Here is a 19,911-nt window from a genome sequence, read left to right on the forward strand (position 1 = left end):
TTGCCGTGACTTCAGTCGCCCGGATGCTGAACTTGCTTGCATTCCCCTCGCACATCTGGGTATAACTATCCCAGCACATGGAAAAGACAGAACTGCCGATAACGGCTATGGCATGCTCGCACCGGGCGATCGGGGCGAGTCGGTGTTTTCGAACGGAGTGGTGAAATGAGCGAAGACGAGAAGGTGCGCGTCGAGGTCGGCGGCGGGTCGGTCAACGTGACGGGCGAGAAGGGCGAGCAGGTTCACGTCGGCCCCGGCGGGGTCTACGTCAAGGACAAGGACTCGGAGGTCAGGGTGAACTGGACCGGCGTCCGCGTGCGGGATGGCGAGACGAACATTGACATCAGCGTGTGGAAGCCGCTGGTGTGCTGCGGCGTCGCGGCGATCGTGTTCATCGCGATCCTGACTGCCGTGGTGGTGAGTATAGTGAAGTACTTGATGTAGAGCGACCTGCATGGAAAAGATTGATCTCCCCGTCACCGGTATGACGTGCGCGCACTGCGCCGCGCGGATCGAGAAGGGCCTCCAGGGATTGGAGGGGGTCGAGTCCGCCGTCGTCAGCTTCGCGACCGAGCGGGCGACGGTCACCTTCGACCCCGGCGTGGTCAGCGTCGAACAGATCATCCAACTCATCCGCGACACCGGCTACGACGTCGCGGCCGAGCAGATGACGCTCCCCGTCGAGGGGATGACCTGCGCCTCATGCGCCGCCAAAATCGAGCAGGTCCTCAACAAGCTCGACGGCGTGACCTCCGCGGCCGTGAACCTCGCCACCGAGCGCGTTACGATCGACTACATCCCCGCCGTCATCTCGCCCGACGAGTTCAAGCGGATGATCGAGGAACTCGGATACACCGTTCCTGATGAGCAGATCGAGGCCCCGGACCGCGAGCGACTCACCCGCGAGGCGGCGTACCGGACGCTGCTAACCAAGACCGTCGTGTGCGCCATCATCACCGTCCCGATCGTGATCGGGAGCCTGACCGGCATGCTTCCTGCGTGGCTGCTGTGGGTCCTCGCGACACCGGTCCAGTTCTGGGGCGGCCGGCAGTTCTACAACGGCGCAATCGCCGCCGCGAGACACCGCACGACCGACATGAACACGCTGATCGCGGTCGGCAGTTCGGCGGCGTACTTCTACAGCGTCGGGGTGATCCTATTCCCCGGCTTCTTCGCCCATGCGAAAGGCATCGAAGCCGCGCTCTATTTCGACACGTCGGCGGTCATCATCACGCTCATCCTCTTCGGCCGGCTGCTCGAACTCCGGGCGCGCGGGCGGACCTCGGAGGCGATCCGGCGCCTCATCGGCCTCCAGCCGAAGACCGCGCGAGTTGTCCGCGACGATCAGGAGTCGGACATCCCGGTCGAGCAGGTGCAGGTCGGCGACATCATCATCGTCCGGCCCGGCGAGAAGATCCCGGTCGATGGAGTCGTCGTAGACGGGCGCTCGGCGGTCGATGAGTCGATGATCTCCGGCGAGCCGATCCCCGTCACCAAGCAGGAGGGCGATGAGGTCATCGGCGCGACGATCAACAAGACCGGCAGCTTCCGTTTCCGCGCGACCCGCGTCGGGAAGGACACGACCCTCGCGCAGATCATCAAGCTGGTCGAGCAGGCGCAGGGCTCGAAGGCGCCGATCCAGCGGCTGGCGGATGTGATCGCGAGCTACTTCGTCCCGACTGTCATCGGGATCGCTATACTGACCTTCATCGTCTGGCTCGCATTCGGACCGCAGCCGGCGTTCAACTACGCGCTCCTCAGCTTCGTGGCCGTGCTGATCGTCGCGTGTCCCTGCGCGCTCGGGCTGGCGACCCCGACGGCGATCATGGTCGGGACCGGCAAGGGCGCGGAGAACGGCGTGCTGATCAAGAGTGGCGGGGCCCTGGAGACGGCGCACCGGCTGAATGCGATCGTGCTCGACAAGACCGGCACGCTCACGGAGGGAAAGCCGGTCGTGACTGATATCGTTCCGATCGATATGGATGAGGCCGAACTCCTCCGGCTGGCCGCATCCGCCGAACGGGTCTCGGAGCATCCGCTCGGCGAAGCAATCGTCCGCGCCGCCGAGGAGCGCGGGATCGAGACGGTTGCCCCGACCGAGTTCGACTCGGTGACCGGGGCGGGCATCCGCGCCACGGTTGATGGGCATGAGGTGCTGGTCGGGAATCAGAAACTGATGTCCCATTCGTCCCATGAGTCCTATCAGTCCCATGGGACCGATGAGACCTATGAGACGTATGCTGCTCAGGGCAAGACCCCCGTCTTCGTCGCGATAGACGGCAAGCCCGCCGGGGTGATCGCCATCGCCGACACGCTCAAGGCGCACTCGTCCGATGCCGTTCGGGCGCTGCGGGATATGGGCCTCGAGGTCGTCATGATCACCGGCGACCACCGGCAGACGGCGGAGGCGATCGCGCATCAGGCGGGCATCGAGCGCGTCATGGCCGAGGTGCTCCCTCAGCAGAAGGCCGAGGCGGTGAAGTCGCTCCAGGATGAGGGCAAGGTCACGGCGATGGTCGGCGACGGGATCAACGACGCCCCGGCGCTCGCACAGGCGGACATCGGGATCGCGATTGGCACCGGCACCGACGTGGCGATGGAGACGGCGGACGTCACGCTGATCAGTGGCGACCTCCGCGCGGTGGTGACGGCGATCGCCTTGAGCAGGGCCACGATGCGCACGATCCGCCGGAACCTTTTCTGGGCGTTCTTCTACAATGTGATCCTCATCCCGGTCGCGGCGGGGGTGCTCTATCCGCTCTTCGGCGTCTTCCTCGACCCGATGTGGGCGGCGGGCGCGATGGCGCTCAGCTCGGTCTCGGTCGTCAGCAACTCCCTCCGCCTAAGGCGCTTCCGTCCGTCCACTTTGTAACCGCCGATGAACGCGGATGTACGCTGATTCGGAGTGCGGAAGCGGAGTTCTGACGGAGTTCTCGCCACGGCAGGCGGTCGTCATGCTGAACTTGGTTCAGCATCCATCCGGAAGATTCTGGATCCTGAGTCGAGTTCAGGATGACGCGCGACAGTTTTCGGCAGGCAAAAACGGCCGCGCGCGGCGTCTATGTAAGTGGAGAGGACGATGGACGACGCCGACGCACAGGTCTCGATGAGTATCGGAGCGACAGCGGTGCGCGATCATGCGGACAGGGAAACGGCGCTGGAGGACGCGTACGACGAGTACGCGCTCTCCCTATACCGATACGCGCTCTCGATTCTCGGTTCGGCCGACGATGCCGAGGACGCGGTGCAGGAGGTCTTTATCCGGCTCGCCCGGGACCGCAAACTCCTGCGCAGAGCCCGGAGCGTCAAGGCCTACCTGCTGACCGCCGCACGCAACTCCGCCTACAGCATACTCCGCGCCCGACGCTGTCGCGACTGGCTGACCGAGGACCTGCGGTGGGATTCGCATCCGCCCGCCTCGGGCGTCGCGGAATCCGTCGTCCAATCTAACGCGCTGCGCGAGGCGCTTGCCGAACTCCCGGTCGAACAGCGCGAGGTGCTCGTGCTGAAGGCATACGAGGGGCTGACGTTTCGGGAGATCGCCCAGGTGTCCGGCGCTTCCGTGAGCACGGTCACGAGCCGGTACCAGTACGGGATCGCCAGGCTGAGGCGCGCGCTGGGGGAGGACCAGGATGGATGACAGACGGATAGAGGAGATGCTTCGCCGATCGTGGCAGCCGCAGCCGCCGGACGGCATGCGGGAGCGCATCCTTCGCCGGAGCCGGCAGGAACTCGAGCGCCGGCGTCCGATATGGCGGTTCGCCCTGCGCAGGCCGGTGTTCGCCGCGCTGGCGCTGGCGGTCTTGCTGGCGGTCAACGTCTCCGACCACTACCGTCAGGCGCGCATCTCCGCGATGACCGAGGCGGGCGGCGCGAGAACCGTCCCCGGCGGCCTGCTGAGGCAGCGCAGGGATATGGAGAAGCTGCTCGTCCAGGGCTTCTCGGACCGCTGGACTACTCAAGAGGGAGGCGAGCGACTATGAAACGGACTGTGAACGGCGACTGCTTCCCCACGTTTCGGCGGATCGGCGGGAAGCTCGTCCGCGCGGCGAAATGGACGGGCAAGGCCCTGGTGATACTGGTGATCCTGCTCGCGGTTGCGCACGGGATCGCCACCTTTATCACCGGCCGAAAGCTGGAGTCGGACATCAGGGCGTTGAAGGCGAAGGGCGAACTCCCCTCTATCACCGAGCTCGTCGGTCCGAAGGTCCCGGACGCCGAGAACGCCGCGCTGGTGTACGCCGAGGCCTTCAAACTCCTGCCTTCACCGGGAACCGACCGCGAGGACTACGAGCAGTTGGCGGATTTCGCGGACGCCGAGAAGCGGAAGGCCGACCCGGGCAGTTGGGACAAGGCCCGCGCGGCGATAGGGGCCTATGACAGAGCCTTGGAGCTAGCAGAGCGCGCGGCGTCCATGGAGCGTTGCCGGTTCCCGGTCAAGTGGGAGGACGGGTTCGCGGCCCTGTTTCCGCACTACCGTTCGCTCAGGGGGCTGGCCCGGCTGGCGAACGCACGCGGGCTGATCGCCGCAAGGGACGGCAAAATGGACGAGGCCGCGCGGTTCATGGGGCTCAGCCTGCGAATCGCGCGTTCCGTCGAGGGCGAGCCCACCCTCATATCGGTGCTCGTGCGCGCCGCGATCATCAACATGACCTGCCGCAACCTTCGGGACGCGGCGCCATACGTTAGCCTGACCGAAGACCAGACGGCTCGGTTGTCCGAATCACTCGCGGAGGCCGACCTCCGGCCGCATTACCGCCTTGCAATGCAGGGGGAGAGGGACGCGGGGCTTCTGGCGTTCCGGGAGCTGCGCGACGATCCGTCCGCGTTCGGCGAGCTGACGGACGTGCAGATTCCGCTTGCGCGGCTGACAGTCTTCGCCGCGCGGCCCGTGCTCTATGCGGACGAGCGGTTCTACCTGGGGCTGATGGGCAAGATCATCGCCGACGCGGAGAAGCCGATCAGGGACTCCGGCCTGAAGGACCTGGAGGGCCTGCATCTGTTGTACAGACCCGTCACGAGCATGATCCTGCCGGTAGTCAGCGGCGTGAAGTCACGGGTCTACGAAGCTCTGGCCGAGACGCGCGTCTGCCGGGTCGGCCTGGAACTCAGTGCGTATGAGCGTCGGCACGGGACGTACCCCGACAGCCTGGCCGGGTTGGGCGTTTCCGACCCTGAGATGCTCGAGGACCCGCTCAGCGGAAAGGCTCTTATCTACAAGAGGCAGGGGAAGGGCTTCGTCCTGTACAGCGTCGGCAAGGACATGAAGGACGACGGCGGGAAGCCGCTGAGCGACGGGCGGAGCGGTCCTTCGAAGGGGGACATCGCCTGGCGGGTGGAGAAGTGATCGGCTGCCGGTGACGAGCGGCCTGGCCGTCATGCCGGACTTGATCCGGCATCCACGCGGCGTGGGCCCCGAGTCCCCCTAGCTCCCGGCCTCACCTGGAAGCCGTCTCTCGATACGGTTTCTCCGAAACCTACTCGAGACTCTCGGCTCCGGTCTCCGGATACCGGTTACTGATCGCACATCACTCCCGGTGGGCGGGGCCCGTGTTCCATCCCTCCGCCGTGAAGGGGCCGGGCGCCTTCGCACCCCGCTCCCGCGGAACGCACTTCACGACTACCGTCTCCGAGTCGCCAGGTGCGATCAGCAGGTAGTTCCGCCCGTAGTAGGCCCCCCAGCCCGGGCAGTCCGTCGTGACCTTCACGAAGAACGCGTAGTTCCCGCCCGTGTTGCGCACGGTGACCGGCACCTCCGCGTGCCCGTCCTCGAGCCCGACCGCCTTGCCCTGCTCGACCTCGATCGTCGTCGGCGGGAGCGCGAGCAGCCTGTCGAATATCGGGGGCGGGTTCGCGCTCATCAGGTAGCTGTTCCTCGAAAGCTCCTCCCCGCCCGGGCCGACCAGCCGCGCCTCCAGCACGAAGAGCCGCTCGAACCCCGGCTCGATCCGCCAGGAGACGTCACCCGCGATCACCGCCGCGTTCTCGGCCAGGTCGAGCCTCTCGCCGCCGGACAGGAACACGTCGCCCTCCGTGCCGACGATCGTCCAGACCACCGCGCAGTCTCTCAGCGCCGGGCCGGAGTTGTTCGCCCACAACTGCGCGCGGAACTCCTCGCCGGGCTTCCATCCGAGCCTGTCGTACTTCGCGCTGACGTGGACCGGCTCGTAGGCCGACTTGACCGCGTAGTAGGCGGGCTTGGGGCGCAGGAAGTAGTCCACCGCGTTCGTGCAGGTCAGGTTCGGCCAGGGCTCGTTGAACTGCCAGGGTATCGTGCCGCCCGACGCGTACTTCCGCCGGCGGTTCTGCTCGACCGCGTACCGGAGGCCCTCCCACTGGACGAACCGGCTCATCCGTGCGAACGTCTCGACGTCCGGCAGCGGGCCGAAGATCTCCTCCAGTACGCCGGTGTTGATCCACCACTCGCCGCGGTGCGCCCACAGCTCGTTCCGCGGCGAGATCGGAGTCGGGTCGGAATGCTTCAGGACCTCGCGGATCGTCTCGATGTTCGCGGCGCCCTCGCACCCGAACTCGCTGTGGAATGCGGAGCGCCGCGCGTTGTTGATCTCGTAGTGCTTCTCGGGGCCGAAATACTGCCAGTCGCCGTGGATGTCTATCTCGAGGGGCTCGCCTTCCTCGAACGTGCGCATCGGCGAGGTCGGGAGGTAGATCTTCTGCGGGTCGAGCACCTCCACGGCCTCGCGCATCGTCCGGAGGGCCTCGTCGTCGCGGCCTTTCCAGGTCAGCTCGTTCCCGCCGCACCAGACGGCGTGGCAGGCCCGGTTCCTCCGGCGGGGGATGATGTTTTCCGCCGCGCGCCGGATCATGTTCAGGTACGCCGGGTCGTTCGGCGGGTCGTTGTCGAGGCCGGACGAGGAGAGGATGAACTCCTGCCAGACCATGATGCCGAGCCGGTCGCAGGCGGCGTAGAACTCGTCCTTCTCGATGAGGCCGCCGCCCCACACCCGCAGGAGGTTGACGTTAGCCTCCTTCGCCAGCCTGACGAGTCGCTCGTACCGTTCCGCCGTCACCGTCCCGTACATCGAGTCCGCCGGCACCCAGTTCCACCCCTTCAGGTAGATGCGCTTGCCGTTCACCTCGAAGTTCCAGGGCAGGAGGCCCTCGTCGAGCCCGGGGTTCGGGACGAGGCGCACCCGCTTGAAGCCGAAGTGGAACTCCCGCCGGTCCAGCTCAACGCCGTCCTCCGATACGACCAGCACCTCGGCGAAGTAGAGGTTCGGGTCGCCGTGACCGTTCGGCCACCACAGGCGGGGGTTTTTGACGGCGAAGAGCTGAGAGACCTCGGCAAGCCCGGAGACCCGGACGACCTCGCTCTGCCCGGCGACCTGCGCGTCCTCGAGGAGGATCCTCGTCTGCACGGTGACCCGCATCGGCCGCTCGGAGCGGACCTTCGTGCGCATCATCAGGTTCGCGGACTTCAGGTCGTCCGAGAGCTCGGAGTTCGCCCAGGAGTCCTCGATGCGCGCCCCGCCGGTCACGACCAGCTTCACGTCGTCCCACAGGCCGAGCGGGATCAGGCGCGGGGCGAAGTCCCACCCGTAGCTCATCCGGGTCTTGTAGGTGCGGACCCCGCTGGTGCGGCCGATCTGCCCGTACTCCGCGGGCGCCGGGTCGAGGATCACGACGATGCGGTTCTCGCGCTCGCCGTCGAGGATGCCGGTGACGTCGAACTCCGCCGGGACGAACATGTTCTCGCTTCGGCCGAGGTGCGCGCCGTTCAGGTAGACGTCGCCGGAGTAGTCTATCCCCTCGAACCGGAGGCCGACCCGCATGCCCTCGGGGATCGGGTTGATCGTGAACGCCTTCGTGCAGGCCCATTCGCGGGCGGCGACCCACTCGATCAGCCGGGAATTCAGGTCCTGGTAGGGGTCCGGGATCAGACCGGCGCGCAGGAGGTCGGCCTGCACGGCGCCGGGAACGGTGGCGTCCGTCCACCAGGACATGTCGTACCCGGGGGCGAAGGGCTGCTTGCCGCGCGCCTCCCCGGGGTTGAAGTGCTTGATCTTCCAGTCCGAGCCGTTCAGTGAGATTTCCATGGGGTTCTCCTCCGAGGGTTCTGTTCGCCGCCGGGGGGCGCGCTCCCCTCCTTATCACGGAGGGTCGGGGGAGGGGCCCTGGGAGGCCGGCCTTCTCCTGAATCAAGTTCAGGACCGCGCCGGAACGCGCACTCAGGAATGGCGGCGTCTGGACACCTGTCACCGTCAGCCCTGAGTGCTCGGAGCGGAGCGGAGAGTGTATCGAAGGGCGCGGAAAGGCACAACCCCCTCGGCCCGGAGGCCGGTCCCCCTTGTCAAGGGGGACAGCACGAGCCGTCTACTCCCCCGCGCCGTCCATCTCGCAGACGCGCCTGCGGTAGTGGAGGTAGTTCTCGAAGCTGACCTCGAGCGGAACGCCGTGATCGCACGTCGGATAGTACCCTCCGCGCTCGACCATCGGCGGCATGATGTGCGCCAGGTGCGCGTCAATCGCATCCTTCCCCGCCGCCAGCGCCCGCTTGTCTATCCCGCCGGACATCATCATCTCCGGGTACTGCCTGCCGATCTCCACCACGTCGCATCCGCTCGCGACCTCGAACGGCGACATCCGCGTCATCCCAAGCTCCAGGTAGAGCGGGATCGAGGGTCGGCAGTCGCCGTCGGTGTCAATGTGCAGGCCGATCGGGCGACTCTGCCTGGCCCGCGCGTTGCCGAGGAGCTGCTGATAGTAGGGCATCAGGAACTCGTGGAACGTGTCGGGCGAGATGAGCAGCCCGTGGTTGTAGCAGATGTCCTCCGCCATGAAGACCTCGTCGATCACACCCCCCCTTGCCAAGGGGGGGATTCTCTTTGCTGTTCCCCTTGGCAAGGGGAGGATTCTCTCCGCTCCCCCCCTTGCCAAGGGGAGGATTCTCTCCGCTCCCCCCCTTGCCAAGGGGGGGTTAGGGGGGGTGCCACCGCCTGCACCCTCGCCAGCCCGGCGTCCATCAGGTCGAGCCATCCCCTCATCGCCGCGTGGATGACCTCGGGCTGGTCGTAGAACATGTACAGCAGGTCCTCCGGGCCGATCATCGAGCGCAGGTACATGTATCCGCCGATGAGATGCTGGCTCATGATGCCATCGACCGCATCGGCCGTCCGCCGCGCATCCATGACCCGGTCCGCGAGGCCCTCCCAGCGCGCCTCGACCGTCGGATCGAGCCTCGGCGCGACGGTCTCCCAGTCGGCCATGTTGCTGACGGCATGTTTGAGGTAGTCGGGCATGAACCCGTGCCGCCTGCCGGTGAAGACCTTCAGGTGGCGGCCGGCGACGTCCTGGATGATCTCGTGGTCGCCCTGTACCTCGATCACCTTCTTCTCAAATAGCGGGAGGAACGGCGGCTCGCACCATCCGAGTCCGAGGCCCGTGCCGAAAACGGCCTGGGGGTCGTACATGAAGAGGTTCGTCTCCTGCCAGTCCTCCGGCAGGCCCTCGCACTTCCATTTCTCGATCGCTTCCGGCCAGATCGAGAACTCCGCGCGGTGGAGTCGGTCCACCGGCCGGAACTCATACAAGGCTCTCATCCGCTCGCCCGGGGTCATGGTGTCTTCGGTCATAGTGTGCCGATTATAGCACGATGGTCCGCCCCGGGGAAGGCAGGTACTTGTACCAGTTTTCCGGTCAATCTCTTGACAGATGCCGTCATCGGCAGTAAACTGGCGGTAGTTCCGTTCTTCCCACCGCAGCCCATTGGAACCACCATACTTACTTCCGTTTGCCGTCAGGCAAGGAGTAACAACATGCGTTCAACCGGCAGGTATATCCTCATCATCGTCCTCGCGCTCATCATCGCGTCACCCGCCGGCGCGCAGTACGAGATATACCGCGCCAATCTGCATGTGCACACCCTCCAGGCCTGTGAGTCGTCCGGGGTACCAGACCATTGCGGCACCCAGACGCCGGATGAAACGATGGCAGCCGCCGCAGACCCCGGCCATCCGCTCAAGGTCGTTGGTCTGAGCGACCACGGCGGATCGCTCACCAACGGCGAGTGGCTCTATCCTTTTACGGGCGGATCATACTCAGGCCCTGGCGGAGTGATAGCGCTTCGCGGTTTCGAGTGGACCGCATCAGACCATGTCAATGTCTTCGGATCGAGTGACTACACGGACGCGGCGGTATTCGGTGATGGCACTCCGCCGACACCTCTCAGAACACATTTTGCCCCCACTGGCCCGGATGACACCGCCAGTCTCGTCAACTGGCTCAAGAGCGTAGGCAGCGCTTCAGGTTACGGTTCTCCACCCGTTGCACAGTTCAACCATATCGGCAGCTACAACCATTTCAGCGGATTTCCAGGCTGGGATGAACAAGTGGACCAGATAATGTGTCTGGCCGAACTCGGGGCAGGAGACCTGGCTTATTCATCACCGAGCGCGTCGGAGACCTACTTCCGCACAGCATTGCAGGCCGGATGGCACGTTGGGCCGTCGATCGGGATTGACAACCAGCAGCCGCTGGGCGATCAGGCCGCAACCCGTCACACCGGCATATGGGTCACACCAGGAAGCGGGCGGGCGGGCGTCATGGATGCGCTGAGACACAGGCGGGTGTTCGCCTCGGAGGACAAGGATTTCAGTCTGCGTTTTCGCTGCCAGGTTGATGGACAGTCAAGCTGGTACTGGATGGGAGATGTCATACCGGCGGGCGCTGGAGGCTTCACGTTTGAGGTGACCGCGTTCGATCCCAACCATATTGACCCCTGGAAGGAGTATTTCGCATCAATTGACTTGATGTGTTCGGGGCAGCCAGACCCCGTCAAGAGATGGGGCAGCCTCAACGACACCTACTTCTCCGACACCTTTCACTTGACCTATCAGGAAATCCGTGCCCTGCCCATGACCTCTCAGGGTCAGACGGCGCTCTATCTGCGGATACGGCAGACGGGCATCGCTGGCGCGGAGCGAGACTACATCTACTCCGCACCGATCTGGATACACCACTACACGCCAGCTCCCGGGACGATAACCACGAACATCACATGGAAAGCCAGCGGCAGTCCGTATGTCGTCAGCAACCTCACGATTCCCGCAGGTACGCGGCTCACCATCGAGCCCGGCACGGTCGTGAAGTTCGACAATAGGGCGTACTTGAGTGTCCAGGGCGAGATCCTAGCTCAAGGCACGGAATCTTCGCCGATCTACTTCACGAGCATCAAGGACGACAGTGTCGGTGGCGATACGAACGGTGACGGCAGTGCGACCGCCCCTGCTGCAAGAGACTGGTCTTACGTCTCGGTAAAGGGCGTCGGTGCAAGCGGGATCTTCGAGCACTGCGTCGCGAGGTATGGTGGATACCAGTACTGCAACGGCTACTGTTATTTCTACGGCATCCTCGACAGCAGAGATGGTGCCAGTTTGAGCATCGCGGACAGCAGCATCAGCCACGGTTCGCCCTACGGCATAACGTGCTGGGTGAGTCCCGGTTCGTCGCAGCCTGCAGCAAGCCTGCAGGTTGCAGACAGCGTCGTGTCGTCCTGTGTGTCAACAGGCATCTCGGTCAGCATCGGTTCCTCTCTCAGCATCACCGGCTGCACGGTATCAGGTTGCGGGGGAGGCATCTCGGTCAGCAACACTCCGTCACCCACTATCACCAACTGCACGGTAAGTGGCAACAGCGGGGGCGGGATATCCGTTAGCAGCAGTTCTTCTCCCAGCGTGACTGGCTGCACGGTGAATGGTAACGCGGGTAACGGATTGACTGTGTCGACCTGTCCGTCGCCTACCATCATCAATAACACGTTCACCGATAATGCAGGGTGGGCGGCTAGCGTGAGCTGCAGCCCCATGGGGGTCTTGACCTTCGACGGGAACAGCGCCTCTGGTAATGACCTGAATGGCCTTTGCGTAAATGGCAACATGGACTTGGACAACCGTTGGCATCCGACGGCGAACCTTCCGTACGTGGTCGGCGGTGGGTTGCAGGTCGCTGCCGGCGCACAACTGACCATCGAGCCCGGCACAGTCGTGAAGTCCCAGTACAGCTACAGCGACATCACTGTCGGCGGCAGTCTTGTGGCTCAAGGCACGGAATCTTCGCCGATCTACTTCACGAGCATCAAGGACGACAGTGTCGGTGGCGATACGAACGGTGACGGCAGTGCGACCGCCCCTGCTGCAAGAGACTGGTCTTACGTCTCGGTAAAGGGCGTCGGTGCAAGCGGGATCTTCGAGCACTGCGTCGCGAGGTATGGTGGATACCAGTACTGCAACGGCTACTGTTATTTCTACGGCATCCTCGACAGCAGAGATGGTGCCAGTTTGAGCATCGCGGACAGCAGCATCAGCCACGGTTCGCCCTACGGCATAACGTGCTGGGTGAGTCCCGGTTCGTCGCAGCCTGCAGCAAGCCTGCAGGTTGCAGACAGCGTCGTGTCGTCCTGTGTGTCAACAGGCATCTCGGTCAGCATCGGTTCCTCTCTCAGCATCACCGGCTGCACGGTATCAGGTTGCGGGGGAGGCATCTCGGTCAGCAACACTCCGTCACCCACTATCACCAACTGCACGGTGAGCGGCAACGCGGGTCATGGCATATCCTCCAGTTCGCTCGGACAGGTCGTCAAGAACTGCATCGTCGCGAACAACGGCTCGTACGGCGTGTACCTGACCGGAGCGTCGCCGAAAGTGCTTTACTGCGACCTCTGGGGCAACTCGACCAACTACTACGGCAGCCCGGATCTGACAGGCACGATCTTCGCCGATCCGCTCTTTGTGAACGCCGCTGCGGGCGATTACCATCTCCAGGCCGCATCTCCCTGCATAGACACCGGCGATCCGACGATGTTCGATCCGGATGGCACGCGCAGCGACATGGGCGCGCTGCCGTATGTGAACCCCATTCCTCTCGTCACCGTCGCCGGTTTGAGGGCGAAGGCCGATGCCGACGCGATTCGAGTCAAGTCCGCTATCGTGACTGCGGCGTTCTCCGACTGCTTCTACGTCGAGGCCGATGACCGCTCATCCGGGATGCGCGTGGAGATGCTCGGACACGCGCTCTCCGTCGGCATGCGAGCGGACGTGAATGGGGTCATGAGCACAAGTTCCTGGGGCGAGAGGTACATAGAGGCCGCGACAGCGGTGCAATCGGCTCCGCCCGGAGACACGGGCATCGTGGATCCGCTGTTCCTGCATGTCGGAAACATAGGCGGGCGGAACTGGAGCTACGACCCGGATACCGGAAGCGGGCAGATGGGCGTCAAGGACGGTTTCGGCCTGAACAACATCGGACTGCTCGTCTCCACCGCAGGCCGCGTGACATACAGTCCCGCGGGCTCGTATTTCGTGATCTCCGACGGCTCGGATATGACCGACCCCTCCGGATACACAGGGGTCAGAGTGTTGGTTGTCGGGCTTACGAAGCCGGAGGTCGGGCAGTGGGTGAAAGTGACCGGAATCAGCTCCATCTTCAAGTCGGGGACGGACTACTATCCGCTCATCCGCGTGCGCACCCAGTCGGACATCCTGCTGCTGAACTGACCCCTACCCCCCGATCGCCTTCTCCGCCGCCTCGATCGTGCGGGCGATGTCGTCGTCCGTGTGGGCGGTCGAGACGAACGCCGCCTCGAACTGGCTCGGCGCGAGGTAGATCCCCTGATTGAGCATCGCTCGGAAGAACGCCGCGTATCTCGCCGTGTCGGAGGTCTTGGCCGTCGCGTAGTCCGTGACCGGCTGGTCGGTGAAGAACGCGGTCATCATCGAGCCGACCCGGTTGATCCGCATCGGGATGTCACGGCTCACGGCGGCCTCGAGGAGCGCGTCGGCCAGGCGGTACGTCCTGCGGTCGAGGTCGTCGTAAGGCTTCTTCTCCCGGAGGATTCGGAGCGTCTCGATGCCCGCCGCCACCGCGACCGGATTGCCGGAGAGCGTCCCGGCCTGGTAGACCGGCCCGAGCGGCGCGACCTGCTCCATGATCTCTCGCCGTCCGCCGTATGCGCCCATCGGCATCCCGCCGCCGATGATCTTCCCCAAAGTCGTCATGTCGGGGGTCACGCCGAAGAGTTCCTGCGCGCCGCCGTACGCCAGCCGGAATCCGCTGATCACCTCATCGAAGATCAGCACGACGCCCCACTTGTGCGTCAGCTCGCGGAGGCCCTCCAGGTAGCCGGGCTTCGGGATCACGACGCCCATGTTGCCCGCGACCGGCTCGACCACGAGGCATGCGATCTCCCCGCCGATCGCGTCGAAGAGCGTCCGGACGGCATCGATATCGTTGTACGGGAGCACGATCGTATCGGAGGTCGCAGATTCGGGCACACCGGCGCTGTCCGGGATGCCCAAAGTCGCCACGCCCGATCCGGCCTTCGCCAGGAGCGAGTCGCCGTGCCCATGGTATCCGCCCTCGAACTTGACGATCTTGTCGCGGCCGGTGAACCCGCGCGCGAGGCGGACCGCGCTCATCACGGCCTCGGTCCCAGAACTGACGAGGCGCACCATCTCGACTGAGGGCACGGCCTCGACGATCATCTTCGCCAGCACGACCTCGCCCTCGGTGCTCGCGCCGAATGTCATCCCGCGCCCGGCGGCCCTGGTGACCGCTTCGACCACACGCGGGTGGGCGTGGCCGAGGATCAGGGGCCCCCATGAGCCGACGTAGTCTATGTAGCGGTTTTCATCGGCGTCCCAGATGTGGGACCCCTTGCCCCGGGCGACGAACACCGGGCCGCCGCCGACCGCCTTGAACGCGCGGACGGGGCTGTTCACCCCGCCGGGGATGTATTTCTGCGCCTCTTCGAAGAGCTCTGCCGATGTGTCTCTGTTCATGCGGTTTCCCCGGAACCTCCCCCAGTCGCTCCTTGACAAGGAGGGGAGCTAGATGTGCTGTCCCCCTTGCCAAGGGGGACCGGCCTCCGGGCCGAGGGGGTTCTGCTCCCCGCACATGCGGCCATATAACGATATACTCAGGGCTAACGGAGCGGGATATCACTCAGTCTCTTCGGGCGCGGCCTCCACGGTCGCGATTCGGACCGTCACCGCCGCCGTCCGGCCGTTCGCGAGCGACGTCCCCGCGGGCGCGACGAGGTTCACGCGCCTCGAAAAGGTCTCGGTCCGGTCGTCCAGCAGGATCGGTTCCGTGGACACGGTGCTGATCTCGATCAGGCGGGCCGGGCGGCCCGTGAGGGTGACGGACTGCGGTTCCACCTCGATGTCGAGCACCTTGTGCGGATAGGGCGGCTTCCCGGTGGTGACGGGGGAGATGAAGAGCACCTTGCTCACGTTTCCGCCGGACGCGTTGCCCCGGTGGTCGGCATACTGGTTCACGTAGACCCACACCAGTATGGCGATCGCGAGCGAGAGCAGCTTGTAGCCGATGTTGTGCCTCATCATCTAGTCCTGTGCCCGACGCCGCTGTCCCCGGTCCAGACCCGTGAGAGCGCCGAGGAGACCTTCCGGCGCAGATGCGACCTCGCGTCCTCTCCGGCGCCCGCCTGGAGGAGATAGAGCAGCTTCGCCTTGACCTGATCCGGGGTCAGCCCCCGCATCAGGCGGCCGTCGGCGGAGATCGAGATCGTGCCGGTCTCCTCGGACACGACCAGGACTATCGAGTCGCTCTGCTCGGTGATCCCGACGGCGGCCTTGTGCCTCGTGTGTATCATCGTGCCGATGCGCGGGCTGTCGCTGAGCGGGAGGATGCAGCTCGCGGCCACGATCCGGTCGCCGCGGATGATCACCGCGCCGTCGTGCAGGGGGCTTCCGGGGTGGAATATCGTTCTCAGCAGTTCCGACGAGACCTCCGCGTCCACTTCCTTGCCGGTGCGGATGGTGGTGTCGAGGCCTACCTCGCGCTCGACGACGATCAGCACGCCGGTCCTGGAGTTCGACGCCTCGGATGCGACCCTGGTAAGCTCCTCGACCAGCTTGGTGATGTCCTCGCGTCCCAGCATGACGAACCCGTCACCGAGGAACTTGAGCCGCCCGACCTGCTCGAGCGCGTGCCTAAGCTCGGGATAGAAGAGGATCACGAGGGCCACGGGGCCGAGGGGGAGGAAGACCTTGAGCAGCCAGTTGAGCGCGCGCAGGTTCAGCCACTCGCTGATGATGACGAAGAGGAAGAAGACGCCCAGCCCCCAGAGGATCTGCCACGCCCTGGTGCCCTTGACGAGCATCATCAGCTTGTAGGTGACGAACGCGACGACGGCTATGTCCGCGACGGTGGTCAGCAATCCGACATAGTCAACGCTGCCAAGCTGTGCAAACCAGTTTAAGACGGCCGACATTAGCTACGCGCCTGAGTGCAGTTATTTGGCCCGTGAACGAGGGGTTGGACTCGCTGAGAAGTATAGCACAGGAGCCGTGCCCGGTCAACACGAAACGCCCGTGACGAATCGCCTCCCGCCGGAAATGTTGACCGATGGGCCTTCTGTGGGTATAATAATCAGACCCCCCGGACATACTGCCACGCCTCCCGGAGGCGGCCCGACCGAGCGACATCCCCATGGACGGACTCAGGCTTTCTTGCCGACTCAACTCGAGACGCATTTGCGGACACCGGCGCTCGCCGGCGGCGTTCCTCGTCGCCTTGCTGACGGTCCTGTCCTGCGCGACCGCCTTCGCGGGCGGCGGACGGCACAATGTGCTGCTCGTCGTGAACGAGAACAGCGCGGTATCGAGGGCCATCGGCGAGCACTACCGGTCCGCCCGGAAGATTCCGGCGGCGAACGTCTGCCGCATCCGCTGCACCGCGGGCGAGAGCATCAACTCGACCGACTTCAAGAACGCCATCCTGTACCCGATCGAAAACTACCTGACCGCTCACAACCTCGTCGAGCAGATTCAGTACATCGTGCTCACGAAGGGCATACCCCTCATAGTCACATCCACGGGCAACTCGGTGGACAGCAGCCTGACCCTCGCGTTCCAGCGCTGGACCGACGGCGTCACCCCGTGCATCGAGGGAGCCGGCAATCCCTACGTAGGGAAGGAGACCGGCTTCGCCGATTTCAGGGCTTCCGACGCCAACAAAGTGTTCTGGAACGATCCCCGCTCGGTGAACGATATCGCCGCGAGCGCGGACGGCGCGATCTTCGCGGTGGGCGGCCAGTACATCGCCCGCAGCGACGATGGGGTGAACTGGCAGAATATCAGCGAGGAGGGCTGCCTCGGCGTGCTCACGGAGCTGACCAGGGCCTGTTTTTCGGACGACGGGAACGGCTGGGCCGTCGGCGTGCGGGAGAGCATCCTGAAGACGACCGACGGCGGCAAGACGTGGAAGAGGACCAGGGGCGGCCCGTCCTCCCCGGACGTCCTGTTGAAGGGAGTCTGGTTCACCTCGGAGAAGGACGGGTGGATCGTCGGCCGTGACCAGCGCGGCGCCCCGCTGGCCCTCAGGTCCGGCGACGGCGGCGACACGTGGATGCCGCAGTCTGTCGGAGCCGCCGCGGAGCTGAATGACGTGTTCTTTGCCGACCGACGCAACGGATGGATCGTCGGCGACGGAGACATGATGCGCACGACCGACGGCGGAGACACCTGGACGCCCGCGCGGAACGGAGTCCCGAACGGCTCGCTGACGAGGGTGTTCTTCGCGGACTCCAGGTACGGATGGGTATGCGGCTACGGCATGCTCCTCTGCCGCACGACCGACGGGGGCAGGACCTGGTCGCGCGTTCGCATCGAGGGAATGCTCGATCAGAACATCACGGACTGCCATTTCATCAACCGCAAAGTCGGATGGATCGTCACGACCTGCGGATACGACAGCGCGGACGAATCGTCGTGGAGCGGGCGGCTCCTGTACACCGACGACGGCGGCCTCACCTGGAGCACCGTCAGGTCGGGGGAGCAGGACAGGCAGGCCGTCTATTTCGCGAACGAGAAGACCGGCTGGTTCGCCCAGCCGAACTCCGACGAGCAGCCGTGGAGAGGCGTCATCTACCGGACCTCGGACGGGGGCAGGAGCACCGAGCGGGTGTATACCACCGTGCCGTACTCGGTCAGGCTGATGTACCTCGTGTGCAGGCTCGACGCCTACGGTCGGGACACCGCGGGCGGCGGAAACGGCGTGCCGGACGACGTCGAGGCCATGATAGCCGCCTCCCTCTCGCCGGATACGACGGGCCGGTTCGTGATGGACGAGTCCGCCGGCAACTACCCGGTGGGCAACGAGATGCTCGCCAGGACCGCCGCCGCGCTGGGCGAGCGCGGGCGGGACGTGCTCTGCGACACGGAATGGGGATTCGTGACCGGGGCCTGTCCCGGCCTCGGTCCCGTCGCCGGTTACGCCGGGTGGGGCAGCAACGACGGCGCGTCGAAATGGAACACCGAGTGGGCGAAACCGAGCTTCTCCTGGAAGCCCGGCTCGATCGCCATGTGCTTCGTGTCCACCGACGGCAGGTCGCTCGATGAGCCGCCCGCGTACCTGCGCTGTTCCGCCAACTCGATAGTTGACGAGGGCCAGGCATGGGGCGATCCCGGCTCGATACGCATCTACGGCTGGGTCTACTCGGGGTGGACCGCCAGGCTCCACGCTCCCGACGGCTCGGTCGTTTCGAGCGCGTGCTTCGAGGGCGGGACGATCTGCCTGCCGTGCTCCGCTCCGGTCGAAGGCTACATCCAGATATACCGCCCGGACGGCGTCACCCCCGTGTGCGGCGCGAGGTTCCCGGCGTCCGGGACCGCCGCGCTATCCGGCGGACGGGCATACCGGTTCGCAACCGGGCAGTCGCTGATCGCGGACTACCTCGCGGAGGGCTGTTCCGGCGCGATCGGCTCGGTCTCGGAACCGCTCTTCGGGAACACCTGGCCGGAGTACACCTTCCCGAGGTACGTTGACGGCTTCACCTGGGCGGAGAGCGCCTGGATGGGCATCGCCGCGACCCCGTGGACCTTCATCGTCGCCGGAGACCCCCTGATGGCGCCGTATGCCACGCCTCCTTCGGTGGCCATAGTCCGTCCCTCCGCCGGCGAAGCCGCGCTCAGGGGCATCGTCGAGGTGGAGATCGCCGCCTCGGACGACAAGGGCATATCGAAGGTCGAACTCTGGGTGGACGACCGCTTCCGCGGCACGGCTTCGGGCGCCGGGCCGACTTACACGATCTCCCTCGACACCGCCTCGCTCGCGGACGGATACCATACCATTGAGGCGATCGCATATGAAGCGGGTGCAGTCGCCACCCAGGGGAGCGCGTCGCGAAGGGTCATCACGGTGAACGGGAACCGCGCCGCATCGGTCGCCGACCTCTTCGACGTGCCCGGCGGAAGCTGGGTGTACGTGCGGTCGGCCGTCGTCACCCGCGTCTTTCCCTCCTACGGCTGCTTCTACGTCCAGGAGGGCCGCGCCGCAGGCATCAAGGTCGTCGCGAAGGACATGCCCGCAGACGGTGACGTCGTGTCGGTCGCGGGGATCATGCTGAGCGGGAAGAACGTCGAGCGGTGCATCGAGGCGAAGTCGCTCTCGATCGTGTCGCGCGGTGGTGCCTTGCCCCGGCCGATCGGGTTCACGAACAGGCTTCTCGGGGGAGGTTCGATGCGAACCGCCGCCGGCATCACGAGCCCGTCTCGATCGCTGACCCTCTACAACATCGGCCTGCTCTCTACGATATGGGGGCGCGTCGTCAGCGTAGGCGAGGACTACTTCTACCTGAGCGACGGCAGCGACGAGATCGGCGTGAGGGTGATGTGCCACGAGTTCGCGCCGCCGTTCGGCGTGGGCGAGATGGTGAGGGCGACCGGCGTCAGCTCGATGATCGCGGGTTACCGGGCGCTTCTCGTCGGCAGGTCCGGTGACATCGGGCTTCTTTCACCTACGAATCCGTAGCGATAGGCGCGGCCGTCTTGTCAGTATCTGGCGACTGAAGTCAGGGCAACTGGTTTACAGAGCGCCCCTGCGGGCAATGGAGACCCCAGTCCACGGAGGGGGACTTCGTGCCTCTGTTGTCGC

13 protein-coding genes are annotated in these 19,911 nt (G+C 65.2%); 7 read left to right on the plus strand and 6 right to left on the minus strand.

Features of this window, described 5'->3' with window-relative positions:
• Window positions 1-165: 165 nt before the first annotated feature.
• The 5 genes from KBC96_05975 (at window position 166) to KBC96_05995 (ending at window position 5,347) form a co-directional block, all read left to right on the plus strand.
• Window positions 166-444, plus strand: coding sequence for a hypothetical protein (locus KBC96_05975; protein MBP6963937.1), 279 nt, complete (start codon window positions 166-168; stop codon window positions 442-444).
• A 10-nt stretch (window positions 445-454) separates the two neighbouring features.
• On the plus strand, window positions 455-2,872 hold the full coding sequence (locus tag KBC96_05980) for a copper-translocating P-type ATPase (GenBank protein ID MBP6963938.1): 2,418 nt from the start codon (window positions 455-457) through the stop codon (window positions 2,870-2,872).
• 207 nt (window positions 2,873-3,079) lie between these two features.
• Entirely contained in the window at window positions 3,080-3,640 is a 561-nt protein-coding gene (locus KBC96_05985; GenBank protein MBP6963939.1) for an RNA polymerase sigma factor, read from the plus strand.
• Window positions 3,633-3,983, plus strand: a complete 351-nt coding sequence (locus KBC96_05990; protein MBP6963940.1) for a hypothetical protein — start codon at window positions 3,633-3,635, stop codon at window positions 3,981-3,983. The genes KBC96_05985 and KBC96_05990 overlap by 8 nt, the downstream gene beginning before the upstream one ends.
• Window positions 3,980-5,347 (plus strand): hypothetical protein, encoded by a 1,368-nt coding sequence (locus KBC96_05995; protein ID MBP6963941.1) that lies wholly within the window; start codon window positions 3,980-3,982, stop codon window positions 5,345-5,347. The genes KBC96_05990 and KBC96_05995 overlap by 4 nt, the downstream gene beginning before the upstream one ends.
• 181 nt (window positions 5,348-5,528) lie before the next feature.
• On the opposite strand, the gene KBC96_06000 is transcribed toward KBC96_05995, so the two are convergent.
• The 3 genes from KBC96_06000 to KBC96_06010 all read right to left on the minus strand — a co-directional run bounded on the left by KBC96_06000 (window position 5,529) and on the right by KBC96_06010 (window position 9,593).
• Window positions 5,529-8,057 (minus strand): hypothetical protein, encoded by a 2,529-nt coding sequence (locus KBC96_06000; protein MBP6963942.1) that lies wholly within the window; start codon window positions 8,055-8,057, stop codon window positions 5,529-5,531.
• 277 nt (window positions 8,058-8,334) lie between these two features.
• Window positions 8,335-8,799 carry a hypothetical protein gene (locus KBC96_06005; GenBank protein ID MBP6963943.1) on the minus strand — a complete coding sequence of 155 codons (465 nt, stop codon included), beginning with the start codon at window positions 8,797-8,799 and terminating at the stop codon, window positions 8,335-8,337.
• A 14-nt stretch (window positions 8,800-8,813) separates the two neighbouring features.
• Window positions 8,814-9,593, minus strand: a complete 780-nt coding sequence (locus KBC96_06010; GenBank protein ID MBP6963944.1) for a hypothetical protein — start codon at window positions 9,591-9,593, stop codon at window positions 8,814-8,816.
• A gap of 183 nt (window positions 9,594-9,776) precedes the next feature.
• On the opposite strand from KBC96_06010, the gene KBC96_06015 reads away from it, so the two are divergent.
• Complete coding sequence (locus tag KBC96_06015; protein ID MBP6963945.1) at window positions 9,777-13,511, plus strand: right-handed parallel beta-helix repeat-containing protein; 3,735 nt, start codon at window positions 9,777-9,779, stop codon at window positions 13,509-13,511.
• 3 nt (window positions 13,512-13,514) lie between these two features.
• Here KBC96_06015 and hemL read toward each other — a convergent pair whose 3' ends face one another.
• The 3 genes from hemL to cdaA all read right to left on the minus strand — a co-directional run bounded on the left by hemL (window position 13,515) and on the right by cdaA (window position 16,249).
• A complete protein-coding gene (gene hemL / locus KBC96_06020; protein MBP6963946.1) occupies window positions 13,515-14,795 on the minus strand; it encodes a glutamate-1-semialdehyde 2,1-aminomutase in 1,281 nt (426 codons plus the stop codon).
• A gap of 159 nt (window positions 14,796-14,954) precedes the next feature.
• Window positions 14,955-15,359: a YbbR-like domain-containing protein gene (locus tag KBC96_06025; protein ID MBP6963947.1), complete on the minus strand. Its 405-nt coding sequence runs from the start codon at window positions 15,357-15,359 to the stop codon at window positions 14,955-14,957.
• Complete coding sequence (gene cdaA, locus KBC96_06030) at window positions 15,356-16,249, minus strand: diadenylate cyclase CdaA (protein MBP6963948.1); 894 nt, start codon at window positions 16,247-16,249, stop codon at window positions 15,356-15,358. Before cdaA ends, KBC96_06025 begins: the two co-directional genes overlap by 4 nt.
• Window positions 16,250-16,551: 302 nt before the next feature.
• Here cdaA and KBC96_06035 point away from each other — a divergent pair, with 302 nt between their 5' ends.
• Entirely contained in the window at window positions 16,552-19,788 is a 3,237-nt protein-coding gene (locus KBC96_06035; protein ID MBP6963949.1) for a TIGR03790 family protein, read from the plus strand.
• Window positions 19,789-19,911 lie beyond the last annotated feature (123 nt).

The sequence above is a fragment of the Armatimonadota bacterium genome (assembly GCA_017993055.1).
Classification (GTDB): domain Bacteria; phylum Armatimonadota; class UBA5829; order DTJY01; family DTJY01; genus JAGONM01.